This is a genomic window from Cryobacterium sp. 10I1, assembly GCF_035019805.1.
Lineage (GTDB): Bacteria > Actinomycetota > Actinomycetes > Actinomycetales > Microbacteriaceae > Cryobacterium > Cryobacterium glucosi.
This window is the reverse complement of the sequence record NZ_JASJVF010000010.1, coordinates 1-13,899: the sequence shown is the minus strand read 5'-3', so window position 1 is coordinate 13,899 and position 13,899 is coordinate 1. Positions and strand designations below refer to the sequence as shown.

General features: G+C 64.4%; 15 protein-coding genes and 1 tRNA gene. 12 read left to right on the top strand and 4 right to left on the bottom strand.

What is annotated here, in order from left to right; genetic code table 11:
- Position 1: 1 nt before the first annotated feature.
- The 4 genes from QN345_RS02270 (at position 2) to QN345_RS02255 (ending at position 2,359) form a co-directional block, all read left to right on the top strand.
- The gene (locus tag QN345_RS02270) at positions 2–844 is read left to right on the top strand and encodes a hypothetical protein (RefSeq protein WP_322188996.1); all 843 of its coding nucleotides are present in this window, start codon (positions 2–4) and stop codon (positions 842–844) included.
- A 97-nt stretch (positions 845–941) separates the two neighbouring features.
- Entirely contained in the window at positions 942–1,187 is a 246-nt protein-coding gene (locus QN345_RS02265; RefSeq protein WP_322188998.1) for a helix-turn-helix domain-containing protein, read from the top strand.
- Positions 1,188–1,250: 63 nt separating this feature from the next.
- A complete protein-coding gene (locus QN345_RS02260) occupies positions 1,251–1,571 on the top strand; it encodes a hypothetical protein (protein ID WP_322189000.1) in 321 nt (106 codons plus the stop codon).
- A gap of 449 nt (positions 1,572–2,020) precedes the next feature.
- A complete protein-coding gene (locus QN345_RS02255; RefSeq protein ID WP_322189002.1) occupies positions 2,021–2,359 on the top strand; it encodes a hypothetical protein in 339 nt (112 codons plus the stop codon).
- A gap of 181 nt (positions 2,360–2,540) precedes the next feature.
- On the opposite strand, the gene QN345_RS02250 is transcribed toward QN345_RS02255, so the two are convergent.
- The 3 genes from QN345_RS02250 to QN345_RS02240 form a co-directional block, all read right to left on the bottom strand.
- Positions 2,541–2,930 (bottom strand): hypothetical protein, encoded by a 390-nt coding sequence (locus QN345_RS02250; protein ID WP_323508427.1) that lies wholly within the window; start codon positions 2,928–2,930, stop codon positions 2,541–2,543.
- Position 2,931: 1 nt separating this feature from the next.
- Complete coding sequence (locus QN345_RS02245; RefSeq protein ID WP_322189006.1) at positions 2,932–3,474, bottom strand: ImmA/IrrE family metallo-endopeptidase; 543 nt, start codon at positions 3,472–3,474, stop codon at positions 2,932–2,934.
- Positions 3,475–3,879: 405 nt separating this feature from the next.
- Positions 3,880–4,158 carry a helix-turn-helix transcriptional regulator gene (locus QN345_RS02240; RefSeq protein WP_322189008.1) on the bottom strand — a complete coding sequence of 93 codons (279 nt, stop codon included), beginning with the start codon at positions 4,156–4,158 and terminating at the stop codon, positions 3,880–3,882.
- A gap of 137 nt (positions 4,159–4,295) precedes the next feature.
- Between QN345_RS02240 and QN345_RS02235 the strand changes: the two genes are divergently transcribed.
- Both QN345_RS02235 and QN345_RS02230 read left to right on the top strand, forming a co-directional pair.
- Entirely contained in the window at positions 4,296–5,177 is an 882-nt protein-coding gene (locus tag QN345_RS02235; RefSeq protein ID WP_322189010.1) for a hypothetical protein, read from the top strand.
- A complete protein-coding gene (locus QN345_RS02230; RefSeq protein ID WP_322189012.1) occupies positions 5,174–6,943 on the top strand; it encodes a hypothetical protein in 1,770 nt (589 codons plus the stop codon). The genes QN345_RS02235 and QN345_RS02230 overlap by 4 nt, the downstream gene beginning before the upstream one ends.
- 243 nt (positions 6,944–7,186) lie before the next feature.
- Here the strand turns inward: QN345_RS02230 and QN345_RS02225 are convergent.
- Positions 7,187–7,270 (bottom strand) — tRNA-Leu (locus QN345_RS02225).
- 281 nt (positions 7,271–7,551) lie between these two features.
- On the opposite strand from QN345_RS02225, the gene QN345_RS02220 reads away from it, so the two are divergent.
- From QN345_RS02220 to QN345_RS02195, 6 genes are all read left to right on the top strand, one after another.
- A complete protein-coding gene (locus QN345_RS02220) occupies positions 7,552–8,310 on the top strand; it encodes an FhaA domain-containing protein (RefSeq protein ID WP_134560835.1) in 759 nt (252 codons plus the stop codon).
- A complete protein-coding gene (locus tag QN345_RS02215) occupies positions 8,307–8,924 on the top strand; it encodes an FHA domain-containing protein (protein WP_134448592.1) in 618 nt (205 codons plus the stop codon). Before QN345_RS02220 ends, QN345_RS02215 begins: the two co-directional genes overlap by 4 nt.
- A gap of 4 nt (positions 8,925–8,928) precedes the next feature.
- Entirely contained in the window at positions 8,929–10,158 is a 1,230-nt protein-coding gene (locus QN345_RS02210) for a PP2C family protein-serine/threonine phosphatase (protein WP_134448590.1), read from the top strand.
- The gene (locus QN345_RS02205; protein WP_322189015.1) at positions 10,151–11,551 is read left to right on the top strand and encodes an FtsW/RodA/SpoVE family cell cycle protein; all 1,401 of its coding nucleotides are present in this window, start codon (positions 10,151–10,153) and stop codon (positions 11,549–11,551) included. The genes QN345_RS02210 and QN345_RS02205 overlap by 8 nt, the downstream gene beginning before the upstream one ends.
- Positions 11,551–13,002 (top strand): penicillin-binding protein 2, encoded by a 1,452-nt coding sequence (locus tag QN345_RS02200; RefSeq protein ID WP_323508426.1) that lies wholly within the window; start codon positions 11,551–11,553, stop codon positions 13,000–13,002. Before QN345_RS02205 ends, QN345_RS02200 begins: the two co-directional genes overlap by 1 nt.
- Positions 12,999–13,899 (top strand): protein kinase domain-containing protein (locus QN345_RS02195; protein WP_323508425.1); only part of this gene is annotated, 901 nt, incomplete at its 3' end. The genes QN345_RS02200 and QN345_RS02195, both read left to right, overlap by 4 nt.

Sequence of the window (13,899 nt, the reverse complement as noted above, 5' to 3'; positions counted from 1 at the left end):
AGTGAAGCAATTCGTTCTCAATGCCGTCGCAGATTCGGCCGACGGCACCCCATACACGGTGGCCGAGTTGAAGATCGCGGCGTCACGCCTCGCCGCATGGACCTGGCAGACGGCAGGGCTCCCGTTGGAGCGCGCTGTGGTCTTCCGACGGGACGTGGTCGCCCGGTTCATCGCAGTTGGCTGTCCCACGTTGAAGCCCGCCTCGCGGGGCAACCTTAGAAGCCAGCTCCTGCGGATGTCCGAGGTACTACTCGACCCGCGCGAGGTACCCCGGCGACTCGCCGCGCTCGAGCCGTCAGAGCCGGCAGCCCCGTACTCGAGCGCGGAGCTGATCTCGCTTCGCAGTTGGGCCTCCACGCAGTCGACTCCGGCACGGCGCGCGAACGCCTGGGTGCTGCTGGCCACCGGTGTCGGCGCGGGACTGGCCGCATCCGAAATCGGCCAGCTCCGCGTGCGCGACATCGTGGTTGACCAGGGCGGCGTGCTCCTGGAAATCAACGGTGAGCGCCCACGTACTGTGCCCGTTCTGCGCGACTGGGAGCAGGTCTTGGTCGACCGGACCCGCGCCCTCGCACCAGAGCGGTTCGCCTTCCGCGAGAACCACGGCGCGTATTACCCGAACCTCATCGCCAATTTCATCGACCGCAGCCAGGTCGTCGGAGTCAAACCCCAGTCGCAGCGACTGCGCGCAACCTGGATAGTCCGGCACCTGGAAGCGGCCACACCGGTCGTCCCGCTGATGCGCGCCGCCGGCATCGAGTCCCTGGAGGCGCTCACCCGGTACGTGAGGTTCGTGCGCGAGCGTGATGCGGGTGAGGTTCGGGCGAGGCTGCGGGACGCGTGAAGCTACAGTGCACGCATATCCGGGCATGCAGGTGTGCACGAATAAGCTTGCATTGGGCTGAGTAGCCGGCGAAACCGACACGGGGAGAGACAGCAGCATGTACACGGTGACCGTCAAGCGATTTCGGGACCTCGGTGCGGTCATCAAGGCGGTCCGCGCATCCCGGGGCATACGCCAGGAGGACTTGGCCTACAAGCTCGCATTCTCCCGCAACTACCTCCAAGGGCTCGAGAACGGGAAGCCCAACCTCTACGTCACCCGGCTATTTCGCACCATGAACACACTCGGCATCACCATCAGCGTCTCCTACACCCTCGGCGACAAGGCGGAAGACTCAGACTAATGCAGAGTCAGCAGTGCTGAGGGCGGCCTGGCCAGGCTTAGAACGACTGCGCATAGGAAGGTCATGAGCAATTCTGAAGACCTGTGTGAAGTTCGATTGCGCCGTTGCGGCGCGCAGTCACGAATCTGGGAAATAACGCTGTTCCCTGTCATCGACGAATGTTATGACAGGGCCAACGGTCTGCGGACGCGGATGATGTTCTCTGCCGCGCTGCCGTTCGATGAGTTCTGGTTCGACTCAGCCGACCTGTCCACCCACCGAATCGACGGTCAACTACTCCCCGTCGAGGTGGCTGTGGGGGTTGCGGAGTTCGTGGCGCACGTGCGCGGTATCGTTACGCCATGTATGAAGCCTTCTGCGGAGCCACCGGCTCAGTCGTTTTAGCATCCGACTACGCCGACCTTTCCTCGGGCGAAAGGGCGAGCTTTCGGGACTCCCTCTCTTGCACATCCTGTTCTAAGGCGGCTTACTTCATCCGGCGTGCGCGAAACGGTCGTGCGGCGTGTTTCGGCGCCAGGCCCCACGGCGATGACTGCGAATTGGCAGCTGCGCTAACGGATGACCGAGGAAGCGGTCACCTTCCCACGGATGAGCCGGCATACAACCGCGGCGACGAGTTACTTCTTCAGCCAGCGCTGAATCGAGCAGTCCCACATGTGACGCACACGCCAGGCGGCCAGCCGCATGAAGGGAAAGCGCGTCAGTATGCGGGCCCTGGAGGTTCCCGTATCGCTCGCAGCAACCTCGGCCTGTCAACCCTCTTGCGTCGGCTAGTTCGAGAGCCGGACTTCGCCGTCAACCCCGCGATCATTGTGCTCCCGGACGATAGGCGAATGAGTATCGCGGAACTCTGCATCGCAGCAATTGACGCTGATGTGCAACACAATGGGCAGCGCCGTCTCTATTGGGGCACAATCCGGTATGTACACGAAGACGAAACGGGTGCTTGGTTCAACCTGGGTTGGCGAGGTGCTCCTTCGCTGAAGCTGGAGTCCAAATTCCTCGCCGAACTGATGGAGAGTAAGGGCATCGACGACGCCGAAGACCTACAAGGAGCGGCGTTCCTTTACTACGGCCCTATGCGCCAGGCAAGAACTTCTGGCCGACTGCTCTTGTTCCCCAAGGACCTCGATTGGTTCACTGTTCGTCTCGCAGATGAGGACGATTTCTAAGCGAGGCCTCGTTCTGTCGACGATGTCTGCGAGCTGGCGCTGGGCAATTGCTCGTGTCACGGCTATCGGGCATACTCCCGAACCTGTGTAACGTCGTCCAACGGGAGGCCCCTTTCGGGGCCCTGAGCTGGCTCGCTGAGCACTGAAAACGCCCCGTCGATTGGCCACAGCCCAAATGCGCTCAGGAGAAGAAGCTTTTCCAGACAATGCGGCTCAGGACCGTGAAGATGAGCAATATCGCTGTCGTCATCCACACAAAGTCGAACACAACACATGTCCAGTAGAGGCCCTTGGACTTCTCCCTCTTCGAGTGAAAGCTAGGGGCCTTGAGATGCCCGAATTCCTTCTCAGCGAGAACCCCGAAGAACGTGGTCATTGGATGAACTATGAGAAAGTAGCTCAATCCTTCAGGCACACCAGCTATCTTCCGTTCTTCCTTTTCGTGCGATACACGAACAACTGGAACGGCACCAAGGATAGAAACAGGCCTTGACTTCTCATCGGCCGATTCTGCAATCGTGCCCTCAACCAGAGAGGCAAGCCGAGAAGAAGGTAGCTCGGCTTCCGCCACCTCATCCATTTACGAGAAGACCGAGGTTGTTCAGTCGGAAGTAGGCCGAATCGCGCGACACAGCGAACGCGTTCGCAAGGTCGTCGATGTCGTCCACGTCTTCCCAAACACGCTCAACGTCTTTGCGAGGCATCAAGAGGGCCGCAGCCAGCATGTTGGCCTGGACTTCCTTATACAGGTCGTTGGGATCCCTATAGTCAGCAAGCGGCTTTCGATCCTCAACGAAATCGAAAGTTCCACCGCGTTGGTCATCGTGCAGTGCGACATGGGCGAGCTCATGTGCAATCGAAAAACGGCGCCTGGGTTTGGCGTCCGAAGCATTGATCTGAATCAGGTACTGGAAGCGGGCAGAATCATCGTGACGCTTCACGCGTGCCGATACAGTATCCGGAGAAAACTCAACGTCCTGTACCTCACAGCCGAAGAACACTGCCATTCGCCGGATATCGACTCTCGACGAAGATTCGCCGAGGAGTCCGGCCTCGTCCCGCATGCGCGCAGCCAAATTCTCAATTGCAGTTGGAGAAATGAAGCGTGTCGACATGGTCGAAGCATAGCGCGGGGTTCCATTTTCAAATTCGGGGACTCTCCGGCTGCTTGCGTCGGGCGCTCGGGATACACGCCGTTGCTTACGTTTGCTGAGGAAGCAGCATCGGCCACAGGTGGGATATGTCATGCCCAGGATATGCGCGGTGCTCAGCCACGACAGAGGCCGGGTGGTCGTGCGACGTGCCGGACCTGCCCGCATGGCGGGGTCTCTCGGCTGGCTCAGGCCAGAAGATCTCTCTAGTCGCGAATAAATAGTATCTGACCAGCCGCTTCCTTAGAGATCCACACCTCCGCTCGTACGCGCGCATAGATACGGGCAATGGAACTCTATTCACAGCCCCAATCGATAGCCGCCCGTCGCCTTTCTTCAAACCCGTGGTCCCCATCGGCGACTCGCCCGCTACTTGTCGAGCCGGCCGGGCCAGAGGTCGACGCCGAAGCCCATTTCAAGCTTGGCTATTGTGGCGAGGTCGGGCCAGGAGCGGCCGTTGAGCACGGACATCATCGTCGAGGGGTCCACGCCCACGTCGCGGGCCGCCCCGCGGATGCTTCGGTCTCCGATGGCGGCCTTCACGTTCAGAGCGAACTGCCGGGCGACCTCCCCGACGGGATCTACCGAGGACATTTCGGGCCAGTTGTCCGTGAGGTCGTGCGGAATGGGTCGGGCGGGCCTGGACATAGGACGAGCGTAGAGCACGGAACGCGGGGTGCCCGATGACACCCGAGGCCTTGACCCTTGTCGACGATAGTCATAACGCATATAGTAATCTGCAATTGGACGCGAATGTCGCCCAAACCATACAGAACTTCACTCCGATGATTCCCAACCGACTCTGGGACGACGTCGCGGACTTCACCCGGTCCGCCGTTGCAGACTTCGCGCCGACAAATTGCGCCGAAGCCAGCAAAGCCCTGACCGTTGTGTCCCGGCTCGCCGTCTGGACGACGGAGACGGCCTGCCTCCCGCTCGAGCGCAACATCGTCTTCAGCGGACGACACATCGAGACGTTCACCGCACGCCAGATGGCAGGCCTCAGTCCCGTCGTCGCCCGGGCAGAACGCCTCCGCCTCCTCCGCATCGCCGGCGAACTCCACTCCTTCGACCCCGTCCGCCGAGGTGCCGGCAAGAAGCCACGGCCGAACCCCTTCGCCCCGTATTCCCCGGCAGCGATGGTTCGGTTCCGGAGCCAGGCCGCCACACGGTCGACCGCGCTCCGCCGTCATAACTGGATGGTGCTGCTCGCCCTCGCCGCGGGCTGCGCCTTGACGACAGCCGAGATCATGCACCTCAAGGTCGAGGACGTGGACTCCACCGCGGACGGCGTCATCGTCACCGTGACGGGTGCAAGCCCGCGGACGGTCGTCTGCCTGGTTGACTGGGAAGACGACGTCACGCGGCTACTGCGCGGGCCGCTCGTTTCGGACTACCTCTTCGTGAAGGACGAGCGCCCCAACGACGCCGTCGCGTACGTGAAGAAGTTCTTGAACTCAACGGCGAAGGGCCGCGAGTTCCCGACCGTGGAGCGTCTGCGGTCCACGTGGATTGTGGGTCACCTCGAGGCCAGGACGCCCATCGTCGCCCTGGCCCAGGCGCTCGGCGTCAAGACGTTCAGCACGTTCGAACGGCTCGCGCCGTTCGTGAGGATACCCGAGGCCTCCGACCTGAAGGTCCTCTTCCGCGGGGAGCCGCGACCATGACGACGACAGACGCGCAGCCGGCGTCTACAACAGTCATGGAGCAGCTTCGACGGACCCTGCCCAAGCACGGGTTCACCGGCAACTCCAGCCGCATCTCTCACAGCCAGGTCGAGTTCATCGGCAAGCTCGTCGACGACTCCAAAGTCGCCGAGCAGATTGACGCCTGGAGGGTGGAGGACCGGGTGAAGACCGCGCCCGGCGGACGGCGAAGTGTCGCCAGCACCCGCACGGTGCTCATCCTGTTCCTGCTTCTCAGCACCGAGCACAGCGCCCTGTTCGTCAAGGAGATGGCGACCATCGCTTCCGACCGGTTGAGCGGGAAGTCACTACGACACCTCGACTTGTGGGGCAAGAGGGAGACCGGCGAGGGCTGGTACTTCCCGCTCTGGCGTGCCCTGCACCGAGCGCTGGACGCTATCGACCCGAAGCCCGGCAAGCAGTGGAAGTTCTCTACTCCCGAACAATACGAAGAAACGCTGCGTCGCCGTGTCGAGGCGAACAGCGAGGTCAAGCAGGCGCGCCTGGACTGGGTGTGCAACGCCTTGATTGAAGCGACCCTCCAGCTCGTGCCCGACGCGGCCCGCAACCAGTGGCAGGGCGACCTCTGCGTGGACGCGACTGTCGTCCCCGCCTACGGGAAGCGCGGCGCGCCGCGGTCCAAGACCCACGTGGCCATCGAGTCCGACGCCGGCTGGTACCGCCGCACCAGCAGCCACAAGGAGACCAACGACTCGACCAAATCGGTGAAGTCCGTGTTCGGCTGGGACCTGACCATCGCCGTCCAGACCAACCACGACCCCAAGACCCTCCCCGGGTATCCGCTCCTGGTCGCGGGCATCGGCTTCAACATCCCCGGCACCGCACTCATCCACACCGCACGCCACATCTTCGAAAGCGTGGCCGAGCGCGGACACCCCGCCGGGCGCGCCACCGGCGACCGCGGGTACCATGTCGCCGCTGTACCCAAAGAATTCCAGATCCCACTCCGCATGCTCGGCTACACCGTCGTCACCGACTACCTCGACATCCAACTGGGCCTCAAGGACGGCTATGCCGGCGCCATCCAGGTCGAAGGCGCACTGTACTGCCCGTCGATGCCCGAAGGCCTCGTCAACGCGACCGTCCTCTACCGAGCGAAGGACATCGACGCCGACACTTGGCGAAAACGCATCGTTGAACGCCGCCAATACATGCTGCGTCCCAAGGAGAAGCCCGACGCCAAGGGGCGCGTCCCGATGATGTGTCCCGCCCGCGGACCCGGAGCCACCGTCAGCTGCCCACTCGTAGAGAACGGCTGTTCCAAGGTCGACGACGCCCTGACGACCATCTACAACCCACCCGTCAAGCCCGACACAATCTGCACAAACGCCTCCTCGGTGAGCGTCCCACTCGACGCAGGCGCGAAGCTCGCCCAGCACTACCAGTACGGCAGCAACGAGTGGCAGGAAATCTACTCCCACGACCGCAACACCATCGAAGGAGCCAACGGGTTCCTCAAAGACAGCTCCCACGAAGCCATCGGCGACTCCAGCCGCCGACGCGTCCGCGGGTCCACCGCCCAATACCTGCTCGTGAGCATCCTCGTCGTCGCCGGCAACCTCCGGAAACTCCAGAAATTCCGCGACGACATGCTTCGGCCAGAGACCGACGACGAACGCTCCGACCGCAAGGCACGGAAACTCTTACTCCGGAAGAGGCGCAAGAACCGCAAGAACAAGCGCGTCGCCGCTTGGGACGACTTCCAGACGTCGCCAGCCAAGACCTAGGCCCGGCGCCGCTTCACCGACACTCTCACGCGCACTGCACGGCGCTCCCGCACGCTCGAAAACACCTCTTCGAGTCGGCTGGGGCGCTTTTTCGTGGCCGGAAGAGGCGTCCCAGCAGAGTCGGCCTCACCGAGAGGCAACGTAAGCGCCGGGAACGACGAAAGGCCCCCGATTTCTCGGGGGCCTTTCTTGTCCGACCGGGTTTCGCAAATAGATTCAATCTATTTGGCAATCAACCCACTGTGCGCGAGGGGGGACTTGAACCCCCACGTCCTTTCGAACACTGGCACCTGAAGCCAGCGCGTCTGCCAATTCCGCCACTCGCGCGAACTTAGAGAGGCTAGCACTAATCGGGGTGCGAATGCCATTCGTCCAGCCGCCGGGCGAGGCGGGAAGGGGCGCGCAGCATCCGCCCCGTTTGCCGTCTCGTGACCCTCTCGGACGCGAGTCATGCGAGACTGCCTCCTGGCCGGACAGAAACGGACCCACCTCCGTGCCCATAGCCGCCTCCCGTAGGATGACAATTCCGGTTCCATGTGCCCGGCGGGCGAGTTAACACGCGAGGCAAGTAACATGCTGATAGCCGAAAGGATCGGATCGGGAGACCTGTGGGCATTCTGGATAACTTTGAAAAGGGCCTTGAGCGCGCCGTAAACGGCGCATTCGCCAAGACCTTCAAGTCGGGACTACAGCCGGTGGAGATCACCTCCGCGCTGCGTCGCGAACTGGACACCAAGGCAGCTGTGGTGTCCCGCGACCGCATCCTCGCGCCCAATCGCTTCACCGTCCGCATGAGCCACACCGACTTCCAGCGCATGACCAACCTCGGACCCGCACTCATCGACGAGCTCACCGACCTGGTCCAGCAGCACGGCAACGAGCAGCGCTACCAGTTCGCCGGCGGCATCTCGATCAGCCTCTCCGACGACCGCGGCCTCAGCGAGGGCATGGTCCAGATCGACTCGTCCACCGTCAAGGGCAGCGTCACCTGGACGCCCGTCGTCGATGTCGGCGGCAAGCGGTACCCGCTCCGCAAGTCGACCACGGTCATCGGTCGCGGCACGGATGCCGACATCACCATCGACGACACCGGCACCTCCCGCCGCCACGTCGAGATCACCTGGGACGGCGCCCGTGCGCAGGTGCGCGACCTCGGCTCCACGAATGGATCCCAGCTCAACGGTGTCGCCGTCAAGCAGGCGATCCTCGAACCGGATTCGGTCATCACCATCGGCCGCACCCGCATCGTCTTCCGGGTGCTCGCCCAGGCCCACGCGGATGCTCCCGCTGCCGACCAGCGCTCCGATCTGCCGGCCGCACCGCACGAGCGCCACGACATGGGCGGATTCTGGGGGCCCTCCGCATGAATGTCAGCGAGCTGACCCTGCTCGTCCTGCGGCTCGGGTTCCTTCTCGTGCTCTGGCTCTTCATCTTCGGCATCGTCTATGCCCTCCGCAGCGACCTTTTCGGCCAGAGGGTCCGCAAGCAGCCCAAGGACGGCGCCCCCGCGGTGGCGTCCGCAGGACTCGCCGCAGCATTCCCGTCGGCCGTACCGGTCGCGGCACCGGTGATGCAGGCCGCTCCCGCCTTCGTCCAGCCGCCGGCGGCATCCGCTGCGGCACCGACGGAACAGTTCTCGGCGCAGGCCGCGAAGGACGACCTCGGCCCCGGCGACAAGGCCACCGCCCAGAACGCGACCAGGCTCGTGATCACCTCCGGCCCGAAGGCCGGCACCGAATTCCCGTTGACCGTGGATTCGGTCACGATCGGTCGCTCCGCCGATTCAAGCCTCGTCATTCGCGACGACTACACGTCGACCCACCATGCCCGGCTGATGCTGTGGAATGACAAGTGGATGATCCAGGATCTCGATTCGACAAACGGCACCTTCCTCGCGGGCGTACGCCTCGCGGTTCCGACACCTGTCCCCTTGAACACCACCGTCAAGATCGGCGCGACCAGCTTCGAGCTTCGGCGGTAGGTCCATGGCGACAGTCAGTCACAGCGCGGCCGCGTCCCACGTTGGAAAGATCCGGTCCAACAACCAGGACTCCGGCTACTCCGGCCAGCACCTGTTCCTCGTCGCAGACGGCATGGGCGGGCACGCGGGAGGCGACGTCGCCTCCGCGATCGCGACCAAGCGCATCATCGAGGCCGACCGGGACTACCAGAGCCCGCAGGACGCCGAATTCGCACTCCAGGCCGCCCTCATCGCGGCGAACTCCCTCCTCGCCGAGACGGTCTACGAGCACACCGAGCTGACCGGAATGGGCACGACCGTCAGCGCCCTGATCGTGCTCAACGACGAGGTCGCGATCGCCCACATCGGCGACTCACGCATCTACCTCCTGCGCCAGGGCGAGCTCTCCCAGATCACGATCGACCACACCTTCGTGCAGCGCCTCGTTGACAGCGGCCGCATCACCGAGCAGGAGGCGATGGTGCACCCGCGCCGCTCGGTCCTGATGCGCGTGCTCGGGGACGTCGAGGCCGCCCCCGAGATCGACACCTCGATCCTCGCGACCTTCGCCGGCGACCGCTGGCTGATCTGCTCTGACGGACTGAGCGGCGTCGTCTCCAACACCAGCATCGCGGCCGCACTCTCGAGCGAGCTCGACCCGCAGGGCGTCGCCGACCGACTCGTCAAGGAGAGCCTCGACGGCGGAGCCCCTGACAACGTCACGATCGTCGTCGTCGACATCGGCGCGCCGGACCAACGCATCGACACCCCCATCGTCGTCGGGTCGGCATCCGCACCGCTGGCCTTCGGCGAGGAACCCGGACGCAGCCGTGCCCTGCGGATGTCGAGCCTGCGCCTGCACCCCGTTCGCGAGACCCACTTCGAACCCGATTCCCAGGACTACCTCACCGAACTCATCGAGGAGGATGCCCGCCGCGCCCGCCGCCGCAAGGCCACCTGGCTCGCCGGCGTCATCCTGCTCATCGTCGCCCTCGTCGGCGGCGGAATCCTCGGCTACCAGTGGACCCAGACGCGGTACTACGTCGGCGTCGAGGGCAGCACGGTCGCGATCTTCCGCGGCGTGCAACAGGACCTCGGGCCCATCTCCCTCCACTCCGTCTACGAGGAGACCCCGCTCCAGGTCACCGACCTGCGCGTCTACGACCGGCAGCAGGTCGAGCAGACCATCAGCGCAGCGTCGCTCGATGAGGCCCGCCTCGTGGTCGAGCGCCTGACGAAGGCGAAGAATGAGTAACGCACGGGCAACGGATGCCCCCACGCGCGCTCCGAAGTCCAAGCCCGGCAGCACGCGGCGACTGCACCTGCCGCAGAAGATGCGGAACGTCGAACTGTTCCTGCTCATCGTCGCGTGCGGGATCAACGCCTCGGCCGTCGTGCTCGTCCAGCTCGGGGCGCTCGGGCACATCGATACGACCCTCGTCGTGCTGGGCGCAGGGTTGTCCGGCCTCGTGCTCTGCCTGCACATCGTCCTGCGCTTCGTGGCGCGGGACGCCGACCCGTTCATCCTGCCGATCGCCACGCTCCTGAACGGCATCGGAATTGCGATGATCTACCGCATCGACATCGCCAATGGAGACGCCGGCTGGGACAGTGCCGCCGTGCGCCAGACCGTGTGGAGCGGCCTGGCGATCGCCTGCGCCATCACGGTGATGCTCGTCATCCGCAACCACCGGGTGCTCTTCCGCTACACCTACGTGTCCGGGTTCGTCGCGGTCGTCCTGCTCCTCCTCCCGCTCGTCCCCGGCCTCGGCCGCGAGGTCAGCGGTGCCAGGGTCTGGATCGGAATCGGCTCCTTCGCAACCTTCCAGCCCGGTGAGATCGCAAAGATCGCCCTCGCGATCTTCTTCGCCGGCTATCTGGTCCGCAACCGGGACAGCCTGTCGATGGTCGGCCGCCGGGTGCTCTGGATGAAGTTCCCGCGGCTGCGCGACCTCGGTCCGATCCTGGTTCTCTGGGCCCTCTCGATGTCGGTCATCATCTTTCAGCGCGATCTCGGAACAGCGCTGCTCTACTTCGGGCTGTTCCTCGTCATGCTCTACATCGCGACCGGCCGGCTCAGCTGGGTCCTGCTCGGCATGACCCTCTTCATCGGCGGCGCGATCATCGCCAGCCAGACCCTCGATTACGTGCACGGCCGGTTCCAGAACTGGCTCGATGCGCTCAACCCCGACGTCTACAACGCAGACGGCGGGAGCTACCAGCTCGTCCAGGGCTTGTTCGGGCTCGCCAAGGGCGGCCTTCTCGGCACCGGCCTCGGCCAGGGACGCCCCGAAATCACCCCGGTTCCGCAGAGCGACTACATCATCGCGAGCCTCGGCGAAGAACTCGGCCTCGCCGGGCTGTTCGCGATCCTGGCCCTGTACCTGCTCTTCGTGGCCCGCGGCATCCGCATCGGCTTCGCCGGGCACGACGACTTCGGCAAGCTCCTCGGTGTCGGGCTCTCCTTCGTCGTCGTCCTCCAGTGCTTCATCGTGATCGGCGGTGTCACCAGGGTCATTCCGCTCACGGGGCTCACGACACCCTTCCTCGCGGCCGGCGGGTCATCGCTCGTCGCCAACTGGATCATCGTCGCGCTCCTGCTGCGCCTGTCCGACACCATCCGCAACCAACCCAGGCTGGTGGTCTGATGAATCGCGAACTCAAGCGCGTCAGCATTGTCGTCATGCTGATGTTCGTCGCCCTGCTGAGCTCGACGACGATCATCCAGGTCTTCCAGGCCGAAAGCCTGTCCGCAGACTCACGCAATACCCGCACGCTCTACGACAGCTACATGGTCGAGCGCGGCGCCATCCTGGTTGCGGGCACCCCGATCGCACAGTCTGTCCCGACCGATGACAACTACAAGTACCTGCGCACGTACAGCAAGGCCGCGCTCTACGCCCCTGTCACGGGGTTCCTGCCCGTCAATGGTGCGGCCACCGGGCTCGAGCACGCGCTCAACGGCGAGCTCAGCGGCACCTCGGACTCCCAGTTCTTCGACCAGATGAACTCCCTCGTCACCGGCCAGGTCTCCACGGGCGCATCGGTCGAGGTCACGATCGACCCGGTCGCCCAGCAGGCCGCCTGGGATGCCCTCGGGAACCTCACCGGTGCCGTCATCGTCACCGAGCCGAAGACCGGCCGGATCCTGGCCATGGTGTCCAAGCCGAGCTACGACCCGAACCTGCTCGCCGTGCACGACAGCGAGGCCGTCACCGGCACGTACCAGAGCCTCGTGAACGACCCGGGCAACCCCCTCATCAACCGGTCCATCGATGCCCTCAACCCTCCCGGCTCCGTCTTCAAGCTCGTCGTCGCATCCGCTGCCATCGAATCGGGCAAGTTCACCCCCGACAGCGCCTTCCCGAACCTGGCGACCTTCACGCTGCCGGGCAGCTCGTCGATCGTGATCAATTCCGGTGGCGGCACCTGCGGCAGCGGCGACACGGTCACGATCGCCACCGCGCTGCGCCTGTCCTGCAACATCCCCATGGCAGAGCTCGGGCTGCAGCTCGGGTCGACGGCCATCCGGGAGATGGCCGAGAAGTACGGGTTCAACACGAGCTACTCGGTTCCCCTCGACGTCGCGACGAGCGTGTACCCCACGGTCCTCGACGACGCGCAGACCGCACTTTCGGCATTCGGGCAGTACGAAGTGCGCGCAACGCCCCTGCAGATGGCGATGGTGTCGGCGACGATCGCAAACGGCGGAGTCCAGATGGCGCCGAACCTGGTGGAGGAAATCATCGCCCCCAATCTCAGCCCTCTCGAAAGCTTTACGCCGAAGACGGTGAAACAGGTGATCAGCGCCGCAACCGCGGCCACGATGACCCAGATGATGGTCAACGACGTCGCGGATGGCGCGGCGAGCAATGCAAGAATAGACGGGGTCAACGTGGCGGGAAAAACGGGTACGGCCGAGAACGGAACTGACGAGCCATACACACTCTGGTTCACCGGTTTTGCTCCCGCAGAAGATCCAAAATACGCGATCACCGTCCTCGTCGAGGATGGCGGAGGTCTTGGCCAGAAGGGGTACGGCAATTTGCTCGCCGCACCCGTTGCAAAGCAGGTACTAGAGGCGGTGCTGAACAAATGAGACCCACAGCAGGGCTCACCTTCGGGGGACGCTACGAACTGAAGTCCCGGATCGCCATCGGCGGAATGGGCGAGGTCTGGCAGTCCGTCGACCTCGTAATCGGTCGTACCGTCGCCATCAAGATCTTGAAAGACGAGTACCTCGGTGACCCAGGCTTCCTCGAGCGCTTCCGCGCCGAGGCCCGTCACGCCGCTCTCGTCAACCACGAAGGCATCGCCAATGTCTTCGACTACGGCGAAGAAGACGGAAGCGCGTTCCTCGTCATGGAACTCGTACCCGGCGAAGCCCTGTCGACGATCCTCGAGCGCGAGCACGTCCTGCCGACCGACAAGGTCCTCGACATCGTCGCGCAGACGGCATCCGCCCTGCACGCCGCGCACGCCGCGGGACTGGTGCACCGGGACATCAAGCCCGGGAACCTGCTGATCACCCCCGACGGCCGCGTCAAGATCACCGACTTCGGCATCGCCCGCATCGCGGACCAGGTTCCACTGACCGCCACCGGTCAGGTCATGGGCACCGTGCAGTACCTCTCGCCCGAACAGGCCAGCGGTCGCTCAGCGTCGCCGACGACCGACATCTACTCGCTCGGCATCGTTGCATATGAGTGCCTCGCCGGACGCCGCCCGTTCACGGGCGAGTCCCAGGTGGCCATCGCGATGGCGCAGATCAACGAGATCGCCCCCGACCTGCCCGACACCGTCTCCGAGCCGGTCCGCAACCTCGTCATCTCCTGCCTCGCGAAGAACCCGGCGGACCGCCCGGCATCCGCAGCCCACCTCGCCAGGGCCGCGACCGCCCTGCGCCGCGGTGATGTGGCCCTCGCGGCCGGCGGGTCATCGCTCGTCGCCAACTGGATCATCGTCGCGCTCCTGCTGCGCCTGTCCGACACCATCC